Genomic DNA, 14,014 nt, shown 5'->3' with positions numbered 1-14,014 from the left:
GTGCACTGCAACCAATCCTTCGCTCGAAGCCCCTGTCTTTAGGCTGTCATGCCAATGACACCAGACTTGGCAAAACTCGGCAATTGCCAAATTCTCACCGCGCCCATAACATGGTGTTATGCCCGAGCTGCGCCGGATGCTGCCCTCCAGTAACGCCCTGTTCGTCTTCGACGCAGCGGCGCGCAATGGCAGTTTCACGGCTGCTGCCGCCGAACTGAACGTCACGCAACCGGCAGTGAGCCGGATGCTCGGACAGTTCGAGGAGCATCTCGGCGTCCGCCTGTTCGATCGCACGGCTGGCCGCGCGGTGCTCACCGAGGAGGGCGAGCTCTTGTATCGCCGCGTGCTCGAAGGCTTTCGCAGTATCGAAAGCGGCCTCGTCGAGATCGAGCGGCGCCGCAAGGGCACCGAGACGGTGACGCTGTCGGTCTCCTCCGCCTTCACAACGCATTGGCTGATGCCGCGCATCGACAAGCTGCAGCGGCAGTTTCCGCAGGTGGACCTGCGCTTCCAGCTTATTTCCGGCGCGCTGCGCGGGCCGGTAGAGAATGTCGATCTCGGCATGCGCTTTCGCGACCGCGACGAGCCGTCGTCCGGCGGCACGCTGGTGATGAAGGAAGTGATGCTGCCGATGTGCAGCCCAGCCTATCTCGGCGCGACCGATCCGGCCGAAGGCAACACCATCATCCGCCTCGCCGAGACGCCGGGCGACTGGGCCACGGACTACGCATCGCTTCTCACGGGGCGCCGCGGTGCGGCCAAGGCGCTGAGTTTCACCGACTATGCCGTCGTGATGCAGGCTGCGCTGCTCGGCCAGGGCATCGCGCTGGGCTGGCTAACGGTCGCCTCGCACTGGCTCTTGACCGGCGCGCTGGTGCCGGCCTCCGACACGCTCACCACCACGCGCCGCATCTGCGAATTCCTGCCGCCGCGCAACCGGCCGATGCGCCCCATCGCCACTGAGATCCGCGACTGGATCATCGCGCAGATGAAAAGCGAGATCGCCGCGATCGACAAGCTCTATCCCAAACTCGGCGCGATGGCGGCGTGCTATTGAGCGGCGAGTGAACTTCACGAGAGGTCGTCATGCCCGGGCATGTCCCGGGCATCCACGTTCTTCGTGCCGCGGGCCAAGGCGTGGATGGCCCGGACATAGGCGAGCGGAAGCGACGCCGTTCTTCGGACGGCTAGGCCCGGCCATGACGCTGTGAAACTTCGGCGCCTCTCCCTCCACGTCATTGCGAGCGCAGCGAAGCAATCCAGAGTCTTTCCGCGGAGGGATTCTGGATTGCTTCGCTGCGCTCGCAATGACGGTGCGGGTAGACTCCCGCCTCTCCCCGCATCCGCCTTCGCTAAAGCTTCGGCGGACCAGCGCGGGGAGAGGCGAAGCTTCCTTCAATGATGCTCGATTGCCCTGATCGCGCCGCGGAGCTCGGCGAGGCCGCGCAGGCGGCCGATCGCGGTATAGCCCGGATTGGTGCGCTTGGTGGCGGCGAGATCGTCGAGCATGCGGTGGCCGTGATCGGGACGGAAGACGATTCTCTTGTCGGGTGCGCGCCGCGCGTTCTCCTTCAGCAGCGCCTTCAGCACCGCGACCATGTCGACATCGCCGTCGAGATGGTCGGATTCGTAGAACGACAGGCCGTCGGCCTCGCGCTTGGTCGCGCGCAGATGCGCAAATGCAATGCGCGGGCCGAAGCGCTCGGCCATATCGGGCAGGTTGTTCTCAGGCCGCACGCCGAGCGAGCCCGTGCACAGGCAGATGCCGTTCGCCTTCGACGGCACCGCATCGAACAGCGCCTGATAGTCGTCGGCGCTCGAGGCGATGCGCGGCAGGCCGAACAGCGGGCGTGGCGGATCGTCCGGATGCAGCGTCAGCGACACCCCGAGCTGCTCGGCCACCGGCGTCACGCGCGCAAGGAATTCGGCGAGATGCTGCCGCAGGATCTTTGGCGTGATATCGCGGTAGGTCTCCAGCCGGTCGCGGAATTGCGGGATGGTCATCGGCTCGGTGGTCGAGCCGGGCAGCGCGCTGGCGATGACCATGACGAGGTAGTCGATGTCGGCCTGGCTCATCTGGTCGAACAGCTTTTTGGCGCGCGCCTGCTGCTCCGGTGAATATTCCTGCGCAGCGGCAGGACGCTTGAGGATGTGCAGCTCGAACGCAGCAAAGCGGTCCTGGTCGAAGCGCATGGCGCGGGCGCCGTTCGGCAGTTCCCATTCCAGATCGGTGCGGCACCAGTCGACGACCGGCATGAAATTGTAGCAGATGATCTTGATGCCGGAAGCGGCCACCGCCTCCAGGCTCGCGATCCACGCTTCGATGGACTTCGTCGCCTTGCCCCCGAGCCGCTTGACGTCGTCGGGGATCGGAATCGATTCCACCACCGACCAGGTCAGTTGCGAGCGGCCTGGCTGACCGTTCTCGATGAAGCTCTTGCGCTCCTCGACGGCCTTGCGTGTCCAGGCCTCCCCGATCGGCACCTGATGCAGCGCCGAGACGATATCACTCGCCCCGGCCTGCCTGACATCGTCGAGCGAGACCGGATCATCCGGCCCGTACCAGCGCCATCCCTCCAGCATCATGGGTCTCTCCGATCAGTTCGCGGTTAGCACGACCTTGACGCTCTGCGAGCGGTCGAGCGCCAGCCGCAGCGCATCGGGTGCGGTCGAGAGCGGTCGCTCGGCGGTGACGAGCGACAGCACGTCGACGCTGCCGGCGCCGATCAGTTCCACCGCCGTCATGAACTCGAAGCCGAAGCGGAACGAGCCACGCAGGTCGATCTCCTTCGCCATCACGGCGTTCGACGGCGTCGGGATCTGGCCACCCGGCAGATTGCCGATCTGCACCACAACGCCGCCACGCCTGATGATGCCGATCGCGCTGGCAAGGCCCGCGGCGGTGCCCGAGACCTCGAATGCGACATCGTAGGGACGCGCAGCAGCCTGGGCCTTCAGACCCTCCGCGCCGGCCGAGACGTTCTCGACATGCGAAGCGCCGAGCCGGGTCGCAAAGGCGAGCGGTGCCGTCGCGATGTCCGCCACCGTGATGTCGGCCATGCCGGCGCGGTGTGCGGCGAGCATGGTCAAAAGTCCGATCGGGCCGGCACCGAAGATGATGCCGCGCTTGCCCTCGATATTGCCGGCGCGCGCCACCGCATGCAGGCAAACCGCGAGCGGCTCGGCAAGCGCTGCCGCCTGATAAGACACGTGGTCGGGAATCTTCACGCATTGCGCGGGGATCGCGTCGAAGTAATTGGCAAAGCCGCCCTGCATGTGCGGCGTCTTCGACGCCGAGCCCATGAAATAGATGTTTTCGCAGAGGTTCGGCCGGCCCTCGCGGCAGGCGACGCAATGGCCGCACCAGCGCGACGGATTGACGGCGACGCGGTCACCGACCTTGAGGTTCGCGGCGGAACCGGAGATCTCCACGACTTCGCCCGAGATCTCGTGGCCAAGAACCAGCGGCGACTTCACAACGAAATCGCCGGTCCGCGCGTGGCGGAAGTAATGCATGTCCGAGCCGCAGATGCCGCCGGCGCCGAAGCGGATGCGCACCATGCCTGATGCGAGCTTGTCGAGCGGATGCTCGATCATGCGCAGATCTTCGGGGCCGAACAGGGTTGCGGCGAGAGCAGTGGAGGTCATTTGGAGAGTCCCATGTATTTAGGCAGCCAGAGGGTCAGTTCGGGGATGTAGGTGATCGCGATCAGCGCGAGCATCAGCGGCACCAGCCAGGGCAGGATCGCAACCGTCGTACGCTCGACCGAAAGCTTGGCCACGCGGGCGAGCACGAACAGCACCATGCCGAGCGGCGGATGCAGCAGGCCGATCATCAGGTTCAGCGTCATGATCAAGCCGAAATGGATCGGATCGATGCCGAGCTTGAGCACGATCGGCAACAGGATCGGCACCAGGATGGTGATCGCCGCCGTGGTGTCGATGAAGCAGCCGACGAACAGGATCAGGACGTTGGCAAGCGCCAGGAACACCCATTTGTTGTGGGTGATGCTGAGCATCCAGTCCGAGAGCATTTGCGCAGCCTGCGACACCGTCAGCAGCCAGGCGAAGATCGACGCAGCTGTCACGATGAACAGCACCGAGGCCGTGGTCTCGATGGTGTCGAAAGTCGCCTTCGCAACGGTCTTCAGCGTCATGGTGCGGTAGCGCACGAGCCCGAGGAACAGCGACCAGATCACGGCGGCGACCGCGGCTTCGGTCGGCGTGAACCAGCCGAGCGTCATGCCGCCGATCAGGATCACCGGCGCCATCAGCGCCATCACCGCCGAGAAGTCGAAGTACCAGTCGATCGCGAGCAGCGCGCCGAGCCCGATGACCACCGCCATGTTGGTTGACATGCCGGCAACGACCATCAGCCAGATCGCAAGCGGGAAAGCGAGCACAATGGCGATCTCGAGCCCGGCCGAACCGAGCTGCGGCCAGGAGAACGGCGTATCGCTGCCCCATTTGTTCTTGTGCGCGAAGTAGGTGACGGTGGCCATCATCAGAAGCGTCATGACGATGCCGGGAATGACGCCCCCGAGGAACAGCGCGCCGATCGAGACGTTCGCCATCATGCCGTAGATCACGAAGGGCAGCGACGGCGGGATGATCGGGCCGAGCGTTGCGGACGCCGCGGTGACGCCGACCGAGAACTCGGTCGAGTAGCCGTGGTCCTTCATCGCCTTGATCTCGATGGTGCCGAGACCGGCGGCATCCGCGATCGCGGTCCCGGACATGCCGGAGAAGATCACCGAGCCGATGATGTTGACGTGGCCGAGGCCGCCGCGCATCCAGCCGACCAGCGCGACCGCGAACTTGTAGATGCGGCCGGTGACGCCGGCGATGTTCATGAGATTGCCGGCCAGGATGAAGAACGGCACGGCGAGCAGCGGAAAGCTCTCGACGCCGGCGATCATGCGCTGCGCCAACGTGACGTCGGGCGTCACGCCGCTGACCAGGATGTAGAGCAGCGACGACGCAGCCATGGCAATCGCCACGGGCACACCGAGCAGCATCAGGAGGAGAAAACCACCAAGCAACAGCAGCATAACGTCACCCTTCAAAACCGTCGTAGGCGCCGGGACGTTCGAGGATCGAATAGCCCTGTCGCAAATGTTGCAGCGCCACCTGCACCGAGCGCACGAACATCAGCACGAAGCCGGCCAGCACGGCGTAATAGACGTAGTCCTTGGGAAGATTGATCGTGGTCATGGACTCGTCGCCGATGATCTGGATGTAGACCCAGACCAGCTTGATGGCGTAGCCGAAGAAGGCGATCCGGATCAGATCGATGACCGTCGACAGCGCGCGCGCCACGAGATGCGGCAAATAGCGATAGATGAGATCGACCTGGATGTGCCGCGACAGCCGCACGCACATCGAGGCGCCGATGAAGACCACGCCGATCAGGCAGTAGGTCGCAATCTCCTCGGTCCAGGCATAGCTGTCGTTGAGGACGTAGCGGGTGAAAAACTGCAGAAAGACGGCGAGCGCCATCACCCAGAAGATCGCCAGTGCCACCCAGTCCTCGAAAGCGTAGATGCCGAGATCGACCTTTGGCGCCGCCTCCTCCTCGAAGGTGTGGGCGATCTCGTCCGCGGTGATCTGCCGGTGTATTTCGGCGGTCGACATGGGGTTACTCCTCAAACAGGCTCACGTCGTTCCGGGATGGTGCGTTAGCACCAGACCCGGAACCTCGAGATTCCGGGTTCGGTCCTGTGGACCGCCCCGGAATGACGACTACGTCGTCACTTAACTTCCTGAATCCGTTCCCAATCCGCCTTGCGATAGCCGAACGTCTCGAACGCGACATTCTTCAGCACGGTGTCGCGGAACTCGTTCTTGTCGACCTCGGTCACGGTCAGGCCCTTCTCCTTGAAGAAGGCGACCAGCTTGGCCTCGTTCTGCTTGATCTCCGCGGTCGCCTTGGCGGCGGCCTCCTGCGCCACGTCGGTGAAGATCTTCTTGTCTTCGTCGCTCAGCTTCTTCCAGAGCGCACCCGCCACCACCGTATTGAGGTGGTCGACGATGTGGCCGGTCAGCACGATGTGCTTCTGCACCTCGTAGAACTTCTTGGCCTCGATCGTGGTCAGCGGATTCTCCTGCGCCTCGACCGTGCCGTTCTGCAGCGCGAGATAGACTTCGGCGAACGCGATCGGCGCGGTATTGGCGCCGCAGGCGCGCGGCATCGCGAGATAGGCCGGAACGTCGGGCACGCGCATCTTCAGGCCCTTGAGGTCGGCGCAGCTCTTGATCGGCTTGTTCGACGAGGTCTGGCGCACGCCGTAATAGGTCACGGCGACGATGTGGTGGCCGCTCTTGTCCTCATAACCCTTGGCGAGTTCCTTGAAGATGTCGCTCTTGGTGTAGGCCAGGAGATGATCGGCGTCGCGGAAGGTGTAGGGATAGTAGGTCACGCCGATCGGCGGGAAGCTCTTTGCCGCGAAGCTGGAGCCGGAGATGATGATGTCGACCGAGCCGAGCGAGAGGCCCTGGTTGATGTCGGCTTCCTTGCCGAGCTGGGACGCCGGATAGACGTCGATCGCATAACGCCCGTTGGTGCGCTTGCCGATCTCCTGCGCGGCCCAGACCGAAGCGGTATGGAACGGCTCAGAGGTCTCGTAGACATGGGCCCATTTGAGCTTGGTCTGCGCCATGCCGACATGGGTCGTCGCAAACATCGCCGCGGCCGAGACCGCGAGCATCATCGTCATCTTCTTCAACACTGACTTTTCCTCCATCGTTCAAGTCTGCTTCTTGTTCGCCCGCCTCCAAGGAATGCGGGCCGCCCAATCTCATCGCCGTCGCGCGCTGCCGCTCGTGGCTTGTTTCTTGGCTTGTTTCTTGGCTTGCTTCTTGGCTTGCTTCTTGGCCTGTCTTTCGGACTGCTTCTTCGGTGCCCGTTCTGGTTTTGCCGGCGCTGCCGGAGGTCGCGCCGAGGACGATCCTGACGCGGCCACGGCGCCGAAATTCTGCGCAAAGCGCGCCTGCGAGCGCGCCAGGTGATTGCGCATCGCCTCGCGCGCGGCGTCCGGGTCGTGCGCGGCGATCGCGTCGCGCACGGCGCGATGCTCGTCGAGCGCGGTGCGCCACGTGCCCGGGTTCTCGAAATAATGCGCAAGCTGCGCGAAATAGGGATTGAGGCGCTGGTCGAACAACTCGCCGACCACGCGCACTAGAACGGCATTGCCGAGACTTCCGGCGATCGCGACATGGAACGCGCGGTCGTGGACCATCGAGGCTTCGCCGGGATGCTCGACATTCTCCATCGCGAAAAGGGACGCGTCGATGCGGGCGAGATCGTCCTTGGTGGCGACGCGCGCGGCCTGCTCGGCGATCGCGCTTTCCAGGAATTCGCGGGCGCGCAACAGCTCGAACGGCCCCTCGATGACGGAAGCGGTTGCGGGCGCCGCAACGGCCGCCGGCTCGATCACATAGATGCCGGACCCGACGCGGATACGGAGGCGGCCTTCGACCTCGAGCGCGATCAGGGCTTCGCGCACCGTCGGCCGCGACACTTTCAGCTGCTCGGCGAGCTCGCGCTCGGTCGGCAAGCGGCTGCCGACCGCGTACTCGCCGCTGTCGATCAGGCTTCGCAATTGATCGGCGACCTGGCGATAGAGCCGTCTCGCCTCCACAGCTTCCAGCGGCACGCTGGCCTCCCCGAAAGGGTCTCGCAGGGAAGCATCGCCCCCGGCGGCCCGCCAATTTTTGGAAAATTGGTCTTACCAATTGACCGGAGCATTGACCGAGGACGGGCGCCATGTCAAGCAGCGGCAAAGCAAAGGGGAGACGTCCATGCGCCTTAATTCGACGCGCCTTGGCCGCGCCAATCTCGACCGGCTGCCACCTGGCATCCGCCGCCCGGCCTATGATCGTTCGCGCGTCACGCCCGGCATCGTGCATCTTGGCCTCGGGGCCTTTCATCGCGCGCATCAGGCCGTCGTCATCGACGATTGCCTTGCCAGCGGGACCGCATCCTGGGGCATCGTCGGCGCGAGCCTGCGCAGTCCCGATACGCGCGACGCCCTCGCCCCGCAGGATCATCTCTACACCGTTGCCGTGCGTGCTGCCGAAGGCACCGAGCACCGCGTCATCGGCGCGCTGCTCGACAGCGTCGTCGCACGCGAGAACCCGGCGCGGCTGATCGAGCGGATGGCCGATCCCGCCATTCGCATCGTCTCGCTCACCGTCACCGAGAAAGGCTATTGCCACACGCCGCAGACCGGCGATCTCGACGAGCGGCACCCGGACGTCGTGCACGATCTGAACAATTTTGATGCGCCGCGCTCGGCGCCCGGCTTCATCGTGGCTGCACTTGCGCGCCGCAGGGCGCAGGGGCTGGCGCCCTTCACCGTCCTGTGCTGCGACAACCTCGCCGCCAACGGCCACACCGTGCAGCGGATCGTGACGCAGTTCGCGGCGCTGCGCTCGACGGATCTCGGCAAGTGGATCGCGGATACCGCGGCGTTTCCCTCGACCATGGTCGACCGCATCGTGCCGGAGACGACGGGTGCCGACCGCGATGCGGTGTCATCGGCGCTGGGCTTTCGCGACGCCTGGCCCGTGATGACAGAGCCGTTCACGCAATGGGTGGTCGAGGACCGCTTCACGGCGGGCCGGCCCGATCTTGCCGCCGCGGGCGTCGAGCTCGTCACCGACGTCAAGCCGTTCGAGCTGATGAAGCTGCGGCTGCTCAACGCCAGCCATTCGGCGCTGGCCTATCTCGGCTATCTCGCCGGCTACGAGACCATCGCAGATACCATGCAGGATCCGCATTTCGCGCGTCTCGCCGCGCAGGTGATGGAAGAGGCCGCGGTGACGCTGACGATGCCGGCTGGCACTGATCTCGCCGCCTATCGCGCCTCGCTGCTCAAGCGCTTCGCCAATCCGGCGCTGCATCACCGCACCTGGCAGATCGCGATGGACGGCTCGCAAAAGCTGCCGCAGCGCCTGCTCGGCGCGATGCGGGATCGCCTGCTCAGGGAGCTGCCAATCGCGACCCATGCGCTCGCGGTCGCCGGCTGGATGCGCTACGTCACCGCCCGCGACGAGCAGGGCCGCGCCATCGACGTGCGCGACCCGCTCGCCGCCGAGTTCGCCGCGCTGGCGCGCGAGGCGGGCCCCGTCGCCGAACGGCTCGCCCCGGCACTGCTCGGGGTCGAGAAGGTGTTCGGGCCGCTGGGTGCCGAGCCGCGCCTGCGCGAGGCCGTGACCGCGGCGCTCGGCCGCCTCTATAAGGATGGCGCGCGGCGGGCGGTGGAGACGCACGTTTCCGCGTGACGGCAATCCCGAACGTCGATGCTGCACTGCGGTCAAAATCGACGGAAGTCTCGCTTGATTTTTGCCTGTCCTTGGCCCACCCGAGAGCCATGGCAAAGGACAGCAAGGTCATCGCCGCGAACGCGGCCTTCTACGCCGCCTTTTCAACGGGCGACTTCGCCGGCATGGAGCGGATGTGGGCGGATGACGACGCCATTTCCTGCATCCATCCCGGCTGGCCGGCGATCATCGGGCGGGCTACCGTGATCGGGAGCTGGCGCGACATCCTGCAAAATCCCGAGCGGCCGCAGATCGTCTGCGCCGAACCGCAGGCCATCGTCGACGGCGACAGCGCGCGCGTGCTCTGCATCGAGATCGTCGACGGCACCGCCTTGGCCGCGGCCAACCATTTTCGCCGCGTCGGCGACGACTGGCGCCTGGTTCACCATCAGTCGAGCCCGATTGCGCAGATTGTCGAACAGGCTGAAGACGATAGAACGAGTCACCGCGTTCACTGAAGGCGGCAGGGACGCAGGCCCGCTCTACTGTGCATGGGGTTGTTTTTCAGTTTTTTAGTTGGCGACCTCATCCCAGCCCCGACAGATCGTCCAGTACGACCCGCGCCGCACTGAAATCATCGTCCCAGAAGAACATGCTGCGCGTGATCAGAGCCGGGATGTTCGCCCGCGACGCCGCGATCAGCCCGTTGGCGGAATCCTCGATCGCGACGCAGTCGGAAGCCTCCAGCTTCAGCCGCGCCAGGACTTCGAGATAGACATCCGGCGCAGGCTTCTTGTCGCGGACGTCGTCACCGGCAACGATCGCATCGAAATCCGCGGCCCAGCGCTTTCCCAGCGCCCGCGACAGCAGCGCATCGATGTTGCCGTGTGAGGTGGTGGTCGCGATCGCAAGGCGCTGGCCGCGCGCCTTCGACGCGGCGAGAAGGTCCGTCACGCCCGGCCGCAGCGGGCAACAGCCTGTCTCGATCAGTTCGGCGTAATGCGCGGTCTTGACGCGGTGGAGTTCGGCGATGTCGGCATCCGATAATGGCGACGCGATCTCTTGCCTTCCATGGTAAGCGCGAATGCGCTCCTTGCCGCCTGTCACCCGCAGCAGGTCCTTGTAGACGGCACGGTCCCAATGCCAGTCGAGACCGTGGCGAACAAAGGCGTGGTTGAAGGCCTGCCGATGCAGTTCCTCCGTCTCGGCAAGGGTACCATCGACATCGAAGATCAGCGCGGCCGCGCGCCGGATCAGCTCCGCGGCGCCCGATGGCACTATCGTGGCCGCTTCTGCCTGCATGATCGACACTTCCCGCATGACGTCTCCGTGACGAGTGATCATCGCCTGCACTGGCAGGCGCGTAAAATTGCAATATCTTTTGCCGGACCCAAAAATCCCTTATGAGCGGAGGCGCGCCGGGGCGCGAACGGGAACTCCGACCTGCACGGGAGCGGCATGCGGCTCTTCATTCTAGGCTTCGGCTACAGCGCCAGGCATTTCGTCCGCAGATTCGGCGGCGCCTTCTCGCACATTGCCGGCACGGTACGCGATCCCGCGAAACGGGACGACCTTGCAGGCATCGAGGTGCATCCGTTTTCCGGGAGCCGTCCGGCCCGTGAGACGGTTGAACGCATCTGCGACGCCGATGTCCTTCTGGTATCGGTCCCGCCCGGCAGCGGCGGCGATCCCGCAATCGCGGCCTTCGCGGACGTGCTGGCCGCGGGCCGTCAGCGCAAGATCATCTACCTGTCCACGATCGGCGTATACGGCGATCACGCAGGCAGCTGGGTGGACGAGAGCACACCGCCGCAGGCCGCCCTCGACCGCACACGCATGCGGCTCGCAGCGGAGCAGGCCTGGACGGATGTGGGGCGCGGCGATGTCGCGATCCTGCGGCTTGCAGGCATCTACGGTCCCGGCCGCAACGCGCTGGTGACGCTGCGCACCGGAACGGCCCGGCGCATCATCAAGCCCGGACAGGTCTTCAACCGCATCCACACCGACGACATCGCAAGCGCAATCATGGCCGCGGTTCATCACCAGGGCAGCGGCACCTGGAACGTCTGCGACGACGAGCCCGCACCGCCGCAGGACGTGATCGCCTATGCCGCGGAGCTCGTGGGCGTTGCGCCGCCGCCCGAAGAAGCGTTCGAGACTGCCGAGATGTCCGCGATGGCGCGCAGCTTCTATGCCAGCAGCGCCCGTGTCTCCAACGCGAAATTGAAGCGCGAGCTCGGCGTCGCGCTCGCCCATCCGACCTACCGGCACGGCCTGGATGCGCTGTGGCGCGCCGGCGAAGGACGGTAGGTTCATCCATCTCCGGCGCGTCCCAGACATGCCCTGCCAGCGCTTGACTTCGCTCCGGTGCGATCGTGATCTACGCATTCAGCGAGCCACTGCATAACGAGCTCGCGCCTTGGGAGGATACAATGAAGAAGACGATCGCCATGATCGCGGCGGCGGCCGCCGTCATCACGTTCGGTGCGGCGCGCGCCGCACCGCTGCCCGAAGCCAACCCTGATGACGCCGGCTTCTCGAAGCAGGGTCTTGCGCGGCTCGACAGTTTCTTCGCGCGCGAGATTGCGGCCAAGCGTGTGCCGGGTGCAGTCGTCGCCGTGGCGCGGGACGGCAAGCTCGTGCACTACAAGGCCTACGGCATGCTCGATCCGGACAAGGGCACGCCGATGCCGGTTGACGCGATCTTCGCACTGGCTTCGATGACCAAGCCGATGGCAGCGGTCGCCGGCTTGACGCTGATGGAGCAGGGCCGGCTGCCGCTCCAGGCCAGGCTGTCCGATTACTATCCCGGCTTTGCCGACATGAAGGTCGGCGTGCCCCAGTCCGACGGCTCGCTCAAGCTCGAGCCACAGGCCTCGCCGATCTTCATCCACGATCTCTACCGGCATACGTCCGGATTGATGTATGGCGGCCGCCCGGACTCATCGAGCCCGGTGGCGCGGCAATACCCTGATGGCGTCGCGCCGGCGATCGAAGGCGAAACCCACGCCTTCATCGAGCGCATCACAAAGCTGCCGCTGGCGCATCAGCCCTCGACTGAGTTCGAATACGGGTTTTCGATCGACGTGCTCGGCGCCGTTGTCGAGAAGGTGAGCGAGCAGCGGCTCGGCGACTATCTCGCCGCCAATGTGTGGCAGCCGCTCGGCATGAAGGACGCGACCTTCCACCCGACCGACGCGCAACGCCCTCGCCTCGCCCGCCCGTTCGCCAACGATCCGCTGACGGGGAAGCCGCAAGCCATCAGGCTGCTGGACACTCCGACCAGGTTCGACTGCGGCGGCGCCTGTTCATTCGCGACCGTCGGCGACTACATCCGCTTCGGGCAGATGCTGCTCAACGGTGGCGAGCTCGACGGCCAGCGCATCCTCGGCCCGAAGACCGTGCATCACATGACGACCAACCATCTCGGCCCCGAGATCAAGAACAACGTGGCGAACGTCGAGCCGCATCGCGGCGGTTTCGGCTTTGGCCTCGCGGTTGCGGTCCGCACCAGCGAAGGGCTGTCGTCGGTCCCCGGCAATCCCGGCGAGTTCACCTGGAACGGCGCGTTCGGGACGCAGTTCTTCTGCGATCCCAAGGAGCGTCTCGTCGTGGTGGTGGGAACGGCGGCGCCCGGTGAACTCCGGAAATACTATCGCGAGCAGGTCCAGGACATCGTCTATGGCGCGATGGTAAAGTAGCGTTAGCGCACCTTGATAGAGAAAGGGCGGCCGATCGGCCGCCCTTTAGAATCCAGCGTCAGCCTAGGACGCCATATTTCTTGAACCAGGCCTCGGCCTGCTTCCAGGCATCTTCCGCGGCGTCCCTGCGGTAGCTGCCGCGGTAGTCGGCATGGAAGCCGTGCGGCGCTTCGGGGTAGATCTTGAATTCAGCCGTCTTCTTGTTCTGCTCGAGCGCCGCCTTGAGCTGCTCGACCTGGGCGACGGGAATGCCGGTATCGGCGCCGCCATAGAGGCCGAGCACGGGTGCCTTCATCTCGGGTGCGAGCTGGAGCGGGCTCTTCGGCCACAGCGGGTTGGCGGGGTCGACCACCGTCCCATAGAAGGCGACACCCGCCTTGAGAGTACCGCCGTGAGCGGCATATTCCCAGACGGTGCGCCCGCCGCGGCAGAAGCCGATGATGCCGAGCTTGGCGGTATCGCCGCCCTGCGATCCCGCCCACGCCACCGTCGCATCCAGATCGGACAGCAGCTCGGCGTCCGGCTTGACATTCACGACCGCCAGCAGATCCTTGATGTCGGTGACCTTGGTCAGGTCGACGCCCTTGCGGAAGTAATAGTCGGGCGCGATTGCGAATGCGCCGAGCTTGGCCAGGCGCCGCGTCACGTCCTTGATGTATTCGTGCAGGCCGAAGATCTCCATCGCCACGATGATCACCGGCGCCTTGGTGTTGCCGGCGGGGCGGGCGAAATAGGCGGGCATCTCCTCGGAGCCGACCTTGATCCTGGCGTCGCCGGCCTGGAGGCCGCTGGTGTCCGTCGTGATGATGTCGGCACGGACTGGACCTGCCGCGAGCGTGTAGCCGGCGGCGACGGCCGCGGTGGCGCTCATGAATCCGCGGCGCGAGACCGGAGCAACTTTCGTCAGCCCGACGACGTCGGATGTCATGGTCGTTTCGAAACTCATCAGTCTATCCTTCCTGCTGCCTGCAATGGTACCCCCGGGGGCGACGCATTCGCCAATAGTCGCCGGGGAAACGCAAATCACCAGCCTGCGAGCATGCGGTCTT

At 65.2% G+C, this 14,014-nt stretch carries 13 protein-coding genes; 5 read left to right on the top strand and 8 right to left on the bottom strand.

The annotated features are described in order from the left end of the window. Positions 1-118: 118 nt before the first annotated feature. On the top strand, positions 119-1,057 hold the full coding sequence (locus tag XI08_RS40465; protein ID WP_271578716.1) for a LysR family transcriptional regulator: 939 nt from the start codon (positions 119-121) through the stop codon (positions 1,055-1,057). A 338-nt stretch (positions 1,058-1,395) separates the two neighbouring features. Here the strand turns inward: XI08_RS40465 and uxuA are convergent, their stop codons facing one another. The 6 genes from uxuA to XI08_RS40435 all read right to left on the bottom strand — a co-directional run bounded on the left by uxuA (position 1,396) and on the right by XI08_RS40435 (position 7,655). Continuing rightward, positions 1,396-2,586, bottom strand: coding sequence for a mannonate dehydratase (gene uxuA / locus XI08_RS40460; RefSeq protein WP_271578715.1), 1,191 nt, complete (start codon positions 2,584-2,586; stop codon positions 1,396-1,398). Positions 2,587-2,598: 12 nt separating this feature from the next. After that, positions 2,599-3,648: an L-idonate 5-dehydrogenase gene (locus tag XI08_RS40455; protein ID WP_271578714.1), complete on the bottom strand. Its 1,050-nt coding sequence runs from the start codon at positions 3,646-3,648 to the stop codon at positions 2,599-2,601. Next, on the bottom strand, positions 3,645-5,051 hold the full coding sequence (locus XI08_RS40450) for a TRAP transporter large permease (protein WP_027546146.1): 1,407 nt from the start codon (positions 5,049-5,051) through the stop codon (positions 3,645-3,647). Before XI08_RS40450 ends, XI08_RS40455 begins: the two co-directional genes overlap by 4 nt. A 4-nt stretch (positions 5,052-5,055) precedes the next feature. Beyond that, positions 5,056-5,634, bottom strand: coding sequence for a TRAP transporter small permease (locus XI08_RS40445; protein ID WP_135175716.1), 579 nt, complete (start codon positions 5,632-5,634; stop codon positions 5,056-5,058). A gap of 116 nt (positions 5,635-5,750) precedes the next feature. Further along, positions 5,751-6,710 (bottom strand): sialic acid TRAP transporter substrate-binding protein SiaP, encoded by a 960-nt coding sequence (locus XI08_RS40440; protein WP_271578873.1) that lies wholly within the window; start codon positions 6,708-6,710, stop codon positions 5,751-5,753. An 87-nt stretch (positions 6,711-6,797) separates the two neighbouring features. Further along, the gene (locus tag XI08_RS40435) at positions 6,798-7,655 is read right to left on the bottom strand and encodes a FadR/GntR family transcriptional regulator (RefSeq protein WP_271578713.1); all 858 of its coding nucleotides are present in this window, start codon (positions 7,653-7,655) and stop codon (positions 6,798-6,800) included. A gap of 145 nt (positions 7,656-7,800) precedes the next feature. On the opposite strand from XI08_RS40435, the gene XI08_RS40430 reads away from it, so the two are divergent. Both XI08_RS40430 and XI08_RS40425 read left to right on the top strand, forming a co-directional pair. Further along, on the top strand, positions 7,801-9,285 hold the full coding sequence (locus tag XI08_RS40430; RefSeq protein WP_271578712.1) for a mannitol dehydrogenase family protein: 1,485 nt from the start codon (positions 7,801-7,803) through the stop codon (positions 9,283-9,285). 89 nt (positions 9,286-9,374) lie between these two features. Further along, positions 9,375-9,782: a nuclear transport factor 2 family protein gene (locus XI08_RS40425; RefSeq protein ID WP_027546142.1), complete on the top strand. Its 408-nt coding sequence runs from the start codon at positions 9,375-9,377 to the stop codon at positions 9,780-9,782. Between the two features lie 67 nt (positions 9,783-9,849). Here XI08_RS40425 and XI08_RS40420 read toward each other — a convergent pair whose 3' ends face one another. After that, positions 9,850-10,566: an HAD family hydrolase gene (locus XI08_RS40420; RefSeq protein WP_271578872.1), complete on the bottom strand. Its 717-nt coding sequence runs from the start codon at positions 10,564-10,566 to the stop codon at positions 9,850-9,852. Between the two features lie 156 nt (positions 10,567-10,722). On the opposite strand from XI08_RS40420, the gene XI08_RS40415 reads away from it, so the two are divergent. Both XI08_RS40415 and XI08_RS40410 read left to right on the top strand, forming a co-directional pair. Then, the gene (locus XI08_RS40415) at positions 10,723-11,574 is read left to right on the top strand and encodes an SDR family oxidoreductase (protein ID WP_271578711.1); all 852 of its coding nucleotides are present in this window, start codon (positions 10,723-10,725) and stop codon (positions 11,572-11,574) included. Between the two features lie 122 nt (positions 11,575-11,696). Next, a complete protein-coding gene (locus XI08_RS40410) occupies positions 11,697-12,965 on the top strand; it encodes a serine hydrolase domain-containing protein (RefSeq protein ID WP_271578710.1) in 1,269 nt (422 codons plus the stop codon). A gap of 58 nt (positions 12,966-13,023) precedes the next feature. Here XI08_RS40410 and XI08_RS40405 read toward each other — a convergent pair whose 3' ends face one another. After that, on the bottom strand, positions 13,024-13,911 hold the full coding sequence (locus XI08_RS40405; RefSeq protein WP_271578709.1) for a dienelactone hydrolase family protein: 888 nt from the start codon (positions 13,909-13,911) through the stop codon (positions 13,024-13,026). Positions 13,912-14,014: the final 103 nt, after the last annotated feature.

The sequence above is a fragment of the Bradyrhizobium sp. CCBAU 11361 genome (genome assembly GCF_028128935.1).
GTDB classification, from domain to species: Bacteria; Pseudomonadota; Alphaproteobacteria; order Rhizobiales; family Xanthobacteraceae; genus Bradyrhizobium; species Bradyrhizobium niftali.
Note: the sequence above shows the minus strand (reverse complement) of the source record. Positions and strands in the feature narration are given on the sequence as shown.